Below are 9821 nucleotides of genomic sequence, written 5' to 3' on the forward strand. Positions count from 1 at the left end.
ACGCTCGCAAACTACGGTGCTCCGTCTCAGCCACCGGCCGTCAACTCTCCTGCGCGGCACAGAAAATGGCATGCACGCCACTAGCCAACCGACCAGTAGCACCCCTACCGTCGACTTTCCCGTGGCTTCGACGGAGGAACTCCCTTGCGCCTACGCCCCCACCCCCTCCGCTTCCCGGCCGCCGCCCTCGCGTCGGCCCTGCTCGTCACCGCCGCCCTGACCACCACACCCACCGCGGCCGCCCCCGCCGCCCCGACGGCGACCACCGCCGCCGCGGCCGACTACTGCGGCGGCCGCTGCACGGACATCCTGCCGCCCGGCGAGAACGGCAACGCCACCCTCGCGGAGATCCTGCTCAACAAGATGTTCGGCAGCCGCCCCGCTCACACCGACGACCAGCTCGGCCCCTACTCGGCCCTCGCCTCCGGCTACCCGGGCCTGACCGAGGCCAAGCTGCGCGACTTCTTCAACGACGCCTCCTTCGGCGTCCCCGCCGACCAGGTGGCCAGCACCACCAGCCCGCGCAGCGACGTGACCATCGTCCGTGACAAGGCCACCGGCGTCCCGCACATCACCGGCACCACCCGCTACGGCACCGAGTACGGCGCGGGCTACGCCGCCGCCCAGGACCGGCTCTGGGTGATGGACCTGTTCCGGCACGTGGGCCGCGGGCAGCTGTCCGGCTTCGCGGGCGGCGCCGCCGCCAACCGCCAGCTGGAGCAGAGCTTCTGGCAGGCCGCGCCGTACACCGAGGCGGAACTGCAGCAGCAGATCGACGCCCTGGCGGCCCGCGGCGGCCGGGCCACCCAGGCCCTCGCCGACGCGAACGCCTACCTCGACGGCATCAACCAGTACGTCACGGAGGCCTACAACGGCCGCACCTTCCCCGGCGAGTACGACCTGACCGGGCACATCGACCCGATCACCAACGCCGGGTCGATCGAGCCGTTCAAGCTCACCGACCTGGTCGCCCTCGCCTCCGTGGTCGGCGCCCTGTTCGGCTCCGGCGGCGGCGGTGAACTCGCCTCCGCCCAGGTCAAGTCGGCCGCCGAGGCCCGCTACGGCAAGGACGCCGGGGACGCGGTCTGGAAGTCGCTGCGCGAGGCCGACGACCCGGAGGCCGTCCAGACCCTGCACGACGGGCAGAGCTTCCCGTACGCCACGGTGCCCGACGCCCCGCAGGGCGAGGCCCTGCCCGACCCCGGCTCGGTGGTCCCCGAGCGGATGATCTACGACGCCACCGGCTCGGGCAGCACCGCCGCGAAGACCGCCGCACCGGGCGTGCTGCCCGGCAACCTGCTCAGTGCCAAACACGGCATGTCCAACGCCCTGCTGGTCTCCGGCGCCCACACCGACGACGGCCACCCCGTCGCCGTCTTCGGCCCGCAGACCGGCTACTTCGCCCCCCAGCTGCTCATGCTGGAGGAGATCCAGGGCCCCGGGATCAGCGCGCGCGGCGCGGCCTTCGCCGGCCTGAGCTTCTACGTGCAGCTCGGCCGCGGCCAGGACTACGCGTGGAGTGCCACCTCCGCCGGGCAGGACATCACCGACACCTACGCCGTCCCGCTCTGCACCACCGACGGCTCCCCGGCCACCACCGCCGCCAACTCCTACCTGTGGCACGGCCAGTGCGTCCCGTTCGACCGGCTGGAACGCAAGAACGCCTGGAACCCGACCACCGCCGACTCCACCGCCGCCGGCTCCTACACCCTGGTGATGTACCGCTCCAAGTACGGCCTGGTCACCGCCCGCGGCACGGTCGGCGGCGCGCCCGTGGCCTTCACCTCGCTGCGCTCCACCTACCGGCACGAGGCGGACTCCATCATCGGCTTCCAGGAGCTCAACGACCCCGGCGCGGTGCACGACGCGGCGGGCTTCCAGCGGGCCGCGCAGGACATCAACTACACCTTCAACTGGTTCTACGCCGACTCGCGCGACATCGCGTACTACAACTCCGGCACCAACCCCGTCCGCGCCCCGGGCGTCGACGCAGGCCTGCCGCTGCGCGCCGAACCGGCCTACGAGTGGGCCGACTTCGACCCCGCCACCAACACCGCCCGGTACACCCCACCGGCCGAGCACCCGCAGTCCGTCAACCAGGACTACTACATCTCCTGGAACAACAAGCAGGCCAACGGCTTCACCTCGGCCGGCTTCGGCAACGGCTCGGTGCACCGCGGCAACCTGCTCGACGACCGGGTCAAGGCGCTGCTGAAGGACGGCGGCAGGGCGAGCCGGGTCTCGCTCACCCAGGCCATGGAGAGCGCCGCCCTCGCCGACCTGCGCGCCGAGGACGTCCTGCCCGACCTGATCCGGGTGCTGCGCAGCGCCCCGGTCACCGACCCGGCCACCGCCACCGCGCTGCAGCAGCTGGAGGCCTGGCTGGCCGACGGCGCCCAGCGGAAGGAGACCTCGGCCGGCAGCCACAGCTACGCCGACGCCACCGCGATCCGCGTCATGGACGCCTGGTGGCCGCTGGTCGCCGAGGGCGTGATGCGGCCCGGTCTCGGGGACCAGCTGTTCACCGCGCTGACCGGCGCCCTGCAGATCAACGAGTCGCCCTCCGGCGGGCAGACCGGCCCCGGCGGCGGCCCGGTGAGCGCCAACGAAGCCATCCCGCACAAGGGTTCGGCCTTCCAGTACGGCTGGTGGAGCTACCTGGACAAGGACCTGCGGTCCGTCCTCGGCGACCAGGTGGCCGGCCCGCTGGCCCGCCCGTACTGCGGCGGAGGCGACCTGGCGGCCTGCCGGGGCGTGCTACTCGACACCCTGAAGCGGGCGGCCGCCCAGACCCCGGCCCAGGTCTACCCGGGCGACACGGACTGCTCGGCCGGCGACCAGTGGTGCGCCGACACGATCATCCAGCGCCCGCTCGGTGGGGTCACGGACGCCAAGACCACCTGGCAGAACCGGCCGACCTACCAGCAGGTGGTGCAGTTCCCCGGCCACCGGTGAGCCACTGTGCCGGCCGCCGGCGCCCTGCCCCGGAGGGGGCGGGGCGCCGGCGGCCACGGTCGTCCCCGCCGTCACGGCGTCCTCGGCGGCTGCTTCTCCGTCGGCAGGCCCTTCTGCCGTGCCTCCTTCTGCCGTGCCTCCTTCTGCCGCGCCGATTCCTCCGCCTTGGCGGCCACCTTCCGTTCGTCCTCGCGCAGGTTCTCGGCCTGCTCGCGCAGCCGCTGGTCGGCCCTCCAGTACGCCGTGCGGGTGTCGGGGCTGGCCATCCGCATGTGGATGGTGACGGCCAGCTCCGCCACGGTGTCCACCAGCGCGGCGAGGGCGCCCAGCAGCGCGGCCTCGTCACCCTCGGGCACGTCGTCGCGGCGCGCCCGGGCCCGCGGGAGGGCGTCCTCGCGGATCCGCGTCCTGGCCTCGCGCACGGCGTCGGCCATCGCCTTGATGTCGGTGTCCATTCCGGCCCCTGTTCGTCGTCCGTCTCCGGTGTCCCGGTGAGCCTGCCCGGCACGCCCGGTCGGCACTCGCCCGGAAGGACCGGGCCCGGAAGGACCGGGCCCGGGACTCGACGGGCGGGGACGGGGCGCAGCACCTAGCGTGGTCCGGGAACGACCCGGGCACGCACCGCCACCGAGGTCGGAGCCCCCCAGAGTCAGACACCCCTCAGGCACCCCTCAGCCCCCTCGCAGACCTCCAGGAGGTAAGCCGACCATGACCGTCTCCCTGCCCGAGCTCACCGGGGACTACGTCCTCGACCCCGCCCACAGCCGGATCGGCTTCGTGGCACGCCACGCGATGGTGACCAAGGTCCGCGGCGCGTTCCACAGCTTCGAGGGCGCCGCCCACCTGGACGGCGCCGACCCGGCCCGCTCCACCGCGCGGGTGACGGTCCAGACCGAGAGCATCGACACCGGCGTCGAGCAGCGTGACCAGCACCTGCGCACCAACGACTTCCTGGACGCACCCACCTTCCCGACCATCACCTTCGTCACCACGGCGGTCCAGCCGAACGGCGGCAGCGACTTCCGCGTCACCGGCGACCTCACCATCAAGGACATCACCCGCCCGGTCACCATCGACTTCGAGTACACGGGCAACGCCGTCGACCCCTACGGCAATCTGCGGGTGGGCCTGGAGGGCGCGGTGACGATCAGCCGCAAGGACTTCGGGGTGACCTGGAACGCGGCGCTGGAGGGCGGTGGTGTCCTGGTCGGCGACAAGGTCGTCCTGGAGTTCGACATCTCGGCCATCCGGCAGAAGCAGTAGCGCCCGCCGGAACCCGGAATTCCGCCGGACCGGGCGGCGGTGGGCCGGTCGGACAAGCCCTAAGCTCCTGACATGGCGACAGACGGCTCCCTCGCAACCGGTCAGCGCTCCCTGGGCGATCCCACCCTCGACTACCCGCTGTGGCCCCCGCTCACCGCAGGCTGTCCGCGCACCGGCACGCCCGACCTCGGCTACCCCGTCGAGGTCGACTACGCCTACCAGAAGGCCGACGCGGCGGCCCTGTTCGCCCCGGCGGCGGACGCCGGGGCGCCACGCGGCGGGCTGGAGCGGTGGGCGCCGCTGCTGCCGCCGCTGCTCGCGCCGGGCCTGGGCGAGGGCGGCACGCCGCTGGTCGAGCTCGAACCCGGGGTGTACGTCAAGGACGAGGCCCGCAACCCGACCTGGAGCCACAAGGACCGGCTGAACCGCTGCACCACCAGCGCGGCCGTGGGCGTCGGCGCGCCCGGGATCGCGGTGGCCTCCTCCGGCAACCACGGCGCCTCCGCCGCCGCCTACGCCGCCCGGGCCGGACTGCGCTGCGTGGTGTTCACCGGGCCGGACCTGCCGCCGGCCGTCGACGCGTTCCTCAACGCCTACGGCGCGGTGGTGCTGCCGGTGCCGTGGGAGGCCCGCTGGCCGCTGCTGCGGCAGGTCGTCGACCGGCTGGGCCTGCACCCGGTCAGCAACCTGACCGCCACCCACACCGGGCACGCGTACGGCCCCGAGGGCTACAAGACCGTCGCCTACGAAATCTTCCGGGACATCGGCGTACCGGGCGCGGTGTTCGTGCCGACCGGCTACGGGGAGCTCCTCTTCGGCGTCTGGAAGGGCTTCAGCGAACTGCACCGACTCGGCCTGGCCGACCGGGTGCCGCGCATCCACGCCTGCGAGTCCGCGGCCGGCGCGCCGCTCGCCCAGGCCGTCCGCCAGGGCCTCCCGGCGGCGCGGGTGGCGGTGGGGCCGAGCGAGGCGTACTCGATCGGCTCCCCGGTCAGCGGCTACCGGGGCGTGGTCGCCGTCCGCGCGAGCGGCGGCCGGGCGCTGGCCCTGGACGACGGCCAACTCGCCGCCGCCCAGTCCGAACTGGCCCGAGCCGGGCTCTGGACGGAACTGTCCGCGGCGGCCGGCCTCGCCGGGCTGCGCAGCCTGCACGGCGAGGGCCCGGTGGACGGTCCGGTGGTCTGCGTGTCGACGTCCAGCGGCTTCAAGGACCGGGGCGTCGGCACCCGGTCGACCGAGCCGGTCACCCCGGAGTGGGAGGACGTCCGCCACCGACTGCACGCCGCCGGCATCCGCGGCTGACCCCCGACGACCGGCGTTGGAGGCCTGCTGTTCGCCGCCCGGTCCGCTGACGGAGGGTCGGCGTTCGCCGGGGCCGCCCAGGCTGGTCCGGATCCGCACCGCCCCCGTCCTCTCCGCGCGTCGAAGGGCTGTCACCGTGACCCGTTCTCCCCGCCGTCTGCTGCCGCTGGCCGTCGCCGTCGCGGCGGTGCCCGTGCTCGCCCTGCCGGTCGTCCCGGCCGCCGCGGCCTCCTACGGCACTCCGACCATCGCCTTCTCGGCCGGGTACCTGTCCGGCGCCGTCGGCGCCACCGGCGACCCGACCGTGGCCGTCACGGTCGCGCAGAGCGGGGCCACCGCCTCGGCGCTGACCGTCGCCGCCTCCGCGAGCACCCGCAGCGCCGTCGCGCGGACCGGCGACGTGGCGGTGACCGGCACCGGCGGCACCCGCACCCTGACGGTCGCCGCACAGGGCGTCGGCTACACCGACCTCACCATCAAGGTCACCGGCCTGGGCGGCAAGACCGCCACCCGCACCCTGCACTACGCCGCCTCCCCCGCCGTCCAGTACGCGGCCGCCAGCCGCTACCTGACCGGCTCCAGCGACGCCTCGGCCGCGGTGGACGCGGGCGGCGGCTACATCCTGGTCGGCGACGACGAGTCCAACGTGCTGCGGCTGTACGACCGCAACAACTCCGGTGCGCCGATCCGCACCTGGGACTTCAGCGACGCACTCGGCGTCTCCAAGGAGATCGACATCGAGGCCGCCACCCGGGTCGGCGACACCATCTACTGGACGGGCTCGCTCGGCAACAACAAGGACGGCCAGGTCAAGCCCGACCGGCACACCCTGTTCACCACCACCGTCACCGGCTCGGGCGCCAACACCCAGCTCTCCCTGGCTGGTTCGTACCACGGCCTGCGCGACGACCTGATCGCCTGGGACTCCGCCCACGGAGACCGCTACGGCTTCGCCGCGGGCGCGGCGGACGGGCAGGCTCCCAAGCAGATCGACGGATTCAACGTCGAGGGCCTGGAGTTCGCCCCCGGCAGCAGCACCACCGCGTACATCGGCTTCCGCGCGCCGCTCACCCCGGCGGTCACCGGCGGCCGGGCGCTGCTCGTGCCGGTCACCAACCTCCCGTCGCTGCTGGACGGTTCGGCCGCACATGCGACCTTCGGCGAGCCGATCGAGCTGGACCTCGGCGGGCTCTCGATCCGCGACCTGCGCCGCAACGACCTCGGCCAGTACCTGATCGTGGCCGGCTCCTGGGCCGCCGAGGACAACTCCGCCCCGTACGCCCTCTACCGCTGGAACGGGCAGCCGGGCTCGAAGCCGGTCAAGCTGCTCGACCTGCCGACCAGCGACGCCGGCGCCTGGGAGGCCGTCCCGGACGTGCCGAACCTCGACACCCCCGGCTCCCGCGCCCAGCTGATCACCGACGACGGCTCCGCCGACCTCTACAACGACGGCACCGCCGCCAAGGACCTCACCCACCCGGAGTGGAAGAAGTCCCGCAGCACCTGGTTCACCCTGAACTGAGCACCACGGCACCGGGGCGGGCGCGCGAGGGCGCCCGCCCCGGTGCCGGCCCGTCCTGGTCTCAGACCTCGACCAGCACCTTGCCCCGGTTCGCGGAGCGGTCGACGTACAGGCTGCGGTAGACCGACGGGATGTTGTCGAAGCCCTGGTGGACGGTCTCCTGGTAGTCGAGGTCGCCACTGCGCACCAGGGCGCCCAACTCCCGTCGCAGCGCCGCCCAGTTCTCCTCGGTGAACCACTCCAGCGAGAAGATGCCGCGGATGGTGGTGCGCGGGAACATGATCATCGGCAGCAGCCGCGGGCCCGCCCAGTCGCCGCCGACCTGGCTCCCCCACTGCCAGCAGACGGCCACCCGGCTGTCGACGGCGAGCATCGTGAAGGCCACGTCGGTGAGCGCACCGCCGAGGCTGTCGAAGTAACGGTCGATGCCGTCCGGGGCGAGCACGGCGAGCTCCTCCCGCAGCTTCTCGGGGTCGTCGCCGTCGCGGTAGAGCAGCGCGGCGTCGAAGCCCAGGTCGAGCAGCCGGGCGACCTTGGCCGGGGTGGCGGTGGTACCGATGACGCGGGCGCCGCGGTGCTTGGCCAGCTGGCCGACCAGCGAGCCGACGGCCCCGGAGGCCCCGCTGACCAGCACGGTGTCCCCGGGGCGGACGTCCAGGAACTTCTCCGTCGTGCCCCAGGCCGTCATCCCGGGGCCGCCGAGCACGCCGAGGGCGGTGGAGAGCGGCAGGGCCTCGTCGTAGTCGCCCCGGTCGAGCCGCCGGTAGGCGGGGAACACCATCGGGAAGGTGCCGGTCTGCCAGAGCGCGGGGGCACCGTTGCTGATCACGTGACTGCGCCAGCCGCCGAAGCCCTGGACCAGGTCGCCGACGGCGAAGGGCGCGGCCGGCCCGGCCTCCAGGACCTCCATGATCGAGTCCGCGCCCATGTGGTCGCCGATCGGGGTGTCCAGGGCGATCCCCTGCAGGTACGGGTCGACCGAGACGTACCGCGTCCGCAGCAGCATCTCGTCCGCGGCGAGGCTGACCTCCACCTCCTCGACGACCTTCCGGTACATCCGCTCGACATCCGGGACGCCGTCCACGTGCTCGCGGACGATCCACTTCTCGATCCTCATGAGGTGACTCCAAACTGTCGGTCGACGGGCCCGACAGGTTCGACGAGCAGGGTGGGCGGCGGAGCGGTGTCGTCCACCGTGGCGGTGAACGGCCTGCCGTCGTCGCGGCAGACGAACTGGACCACGTGCCGACCTGCGGCGGCCGCGCGGATCAGGCCGCCGGTCGTCGCCCAGACACCGGAGAGGTAGAAGTTCGCCAGGCCCGGCAGCCCGGGTCCGTTGCGCTTGATCTCCTCCTCCAGGGTCTCGCCGCTCTCGACGAAGGGCTGCCAACCGAGCACCGTGCCGTCGTAGTTGCCGGTGTAGCGCACCTGGGTGAGCGGGGTGGAGACGTCCTTGACGGCCACCGCGTCCCGCAGGCCCGGGTGGTGTCCGTCCAGGAAGTCGATGACGGCGTCCCGCACCCGGCGCTTCTCCCGCTGGTACTCGCGGCCCCGGCCCACCGGCAGGGTGTGCAGTTCCTCCCCTCGCCGCATCCGGGGCGCCTGCTCGGGCCCGGTGCTCAACTCCCGCCAGGGGGCGATGTCGCAGAAGTAGCTGGCGTACACGACGGTCGTCGCGGCGGGCGACAGCTCGGGGTAGTGGCGGCTGCGGAACTGGATGTTGATGCTGGGGTGCCGGATGCCGGTGAGCCGCTCGGCGACCTCGTCCTCCAGCAGGTAGGTGGTGCACGGGTCGCCCGCCGGGAAGGGGCGGCGCAGACCGAGGAAGACGGTCAGGTAGCCGGGGAAGACCATGCCGGGCTCGGTGATGGTCCGGGTGTACAGGCGGCGGTAGGTGTCGTTGAGGTAGCGGCCCTTGAGCAGGTCCAGCATGGTGGTGCGCCCGTCGCAGGCCGCCACCACGATGTCGGCGCGCACCTCCCGGCCGTCGCTCAGCCGGACCCCGACGGCCCGGTCGTCCTCGACCAGGATCTCGGTCACCTTGGTGTTGTACGTGATCTCGCCGCCGAGCCGCCGGTAGCGCTCCTCGATCGAGCGGGCCAGCCCGAGCGATCCGCCCTCCGGCACCCCGGCGGACAGCCCGGCGTGCGAGGCGAGTTGGAAGTAGCTGGGCAGCACCGGGAAGTTCGGGTGCTTCTCGTAGAGGATGAAGTTGAACGCCTCGCGCAGCAGCGGGCTGCTGAACCGCGCCGAGTAGTCGCTCATCAGCACGGTGATCGAGCGGCGGATGACGTTGAAGTACGGCAGGAAGGAGGCCAGCATCCGCCAGCGCTCCCAGCGGCCCATCAGTCCGACCGGCTTGAGGAAGGGGTAACGGGCCAGGGCCAGCCGGAACGTGCGCAACCCTGCGCAGAACTGCCGGATCTGGCGGGCGTCCTCCGGGGCGAGGTCGAGCAGGTGCGCTTCGAGGCGGTCCGGGTCGGAGTAGAAGTAGACGGCCCGGCCGTCCCGGGTGCGCACCACGTTGAAGACGTCGAAGTTGCGCATCAGCTTGCCCTGCAGTGCGCCGAGTTCGAGCCAGATCTGGTGCATCTCGTTGCCGGGGCCGCTGCCGAGCAGCCAGCTCACGCAGCAGTCGAAGGTGAACTCGCCCCGGTCCCAGGCGGTGCAGCAGCCGCCGGGCAGCTCGTGCATCTCCAGGACTCTGGTGCGGTAGCCGTTCATCTGCGCGTAGCAGCCGGTGGACAGGCCGCCGAGCCCGCCGCCGACGATCACCATG

The 9821-nt window shown here is 72.9% G+C and carries 7 protein-coding genes; 4 read left to right on the plus strand and 3 right to left on the minus strand.

Annotated elements, in window-relative coordinates:
* Positions 1–216 precede the first annotated feature (216 nt).
* Positions 217–2955, plus strand: a complete 2739-nt coding sequence (locus P3T27_RS34275) for a penicillin acylase family protein (protein ID WP_280685230.1) — start codon at positions 217–219, stop codon at positions 2953–2955.
* Positions 2956–3026: 71 nt separating this feature from the next.
* Here the strand turns inward: P3T27_RS34275 and P3T27_RS34280 are convergent, their stop codons facing one another.
* The gene (locus P3T27_RS34280; RefSeq protein ID WP_280685192.1) at positions 3027–3410 is read right to left on the minus strand and encodes a hypothetical protein; all 384 of its coding nucleotides are present in this window, start codon (positions 3408–3410) and stop codon (positions 3027–3029) included.
* A gap of 253 nt (positions 3411–3663) precedes the next feature.
* On the opposite strand from P3T27_RS34280, the gene P3T27_RS34285 reads away from it, so the two are divergent.
* The 3 genes from P3T27_RS34285 to P3T27_RS34295 all read left to right on the plus strand — a co-directional run bounded on the left by P3T27_RS34285 (position 3664) and on the right by P3T27_RS34295 (position 7042).
* Positions 3664–4218 carry a YceI family protein gene (locus P3T27_RS34285; protein WP_280685193.1) on the plus strand — a complete coding sequence of 185 codons (555 nt, stop codon included), beginning with the start codon at positions 3664–3666 and terminating at the stop codon, positions 4216–4218.
* Between the two features lie 72 nt (positions 4219–4290).
* Positions 4291–5520, plus strand: a complete 1230-nt coding sequence (locus P3T27_RS34290; RefSeq protein ID WP_280685194.1) for a pyridoxal-phosphate dependent enzyme — start codon at positions 4291–4293, stop codon at positions 5518–5520.
* A 166-nt stretch (positions 5521–5686) separates the two neighbouring features.
* Entirely contained in the window at positions 5687–7042 is a 1356-nt protein-coding gene (locus P3T27_RS34295; RefSeq protein ID WP_280685231.1) for a hypothetical protein, read from the plus strand.
* A 61-nt stretch (positions 7043–7103) separates the two neighbouring features.
* Here P3T27_RS34295 and P3T27_RS34300 read toward each other — a convergent pair whose 3' ends face one another.
* Both P3T27_RS34300 and P3T27_RS34305 read right to left on the minus strand, forming a co-directional pair.
* On the minus strand, positions 7104–8159 hold the full coding sequence (locus P3T27_RS34300) for an NADP-dependent oxidoreductase (protein WP_280685195.1): 1056 nt from the start codon (positions 8157–8159) through the stop codon (positions 7104–7106).
* Positions 8156–9820 (minus strand): NAD(P)/FAD-dependent oxidoreductase, encoded by a 1665-nt coding sequence (locus tag P3T27_RS34305; protein WP_280685233.1) that lies wholly within the window; start codon positions 9818–9820, stop codon positions 8156–8158. Before P3T27_RS34305 ends, P3T27_RS34300 begins: the two co-directional genes overlap by 4 nt.
* Between the last annotated feature and the right edge of the window lies 1 nt (position 9821).

The sequence above is a fragment of the Kitasatospora sp. MAA19 genome (genome assembly GCF_029894125.1).
Classification (GTDB): Bacteria; Actinomycetota; Actinomycetes; order Streptomycetales; family Streptomycetaceae; genus Kitasatospora.

Excerpts from the sequence above, each read along its gene's own strand:
- P3T27_RS34290 (WP_280685194.1), top strand. The coding sequence starts at position 4,291 with ATGGCGACAGACGGCTCCCTCGCAACCGGTCAGCGCTCCCTGGGCGAT.
- P3T27_RS34305 (WP_280685233.1), bottom strand. The coding sequence starts at position 9,820 with ATGGTGATCGTCGGCGGCGGGCTCGGCGGCCTGTCCACCGGCTGCTAC.
- P3T27_RS34280 (WP_280685192.1), bottom strand. The coding sequence starts at position 3,410 with ATGGACACCGACATCAAGGCGATGGCCGACGCCGTGCGCGAGGCCAGG.
- P3T27_RS34300 (WP_280685195.1), bottom strand. The coding sequence starts at position 8,159 with ATGAGGATCGAGAAGTGGATCGTCCGCGAGCACGTGGACGGCGTCCCG.
- P3T27_RS34285 (WP_280685193.1), top strand. The coding sequence starts at position 3,664 with ATGACCGTCTCCCTGCCCGAGCTCACCGGGGACTACGTCCTCGACCCC.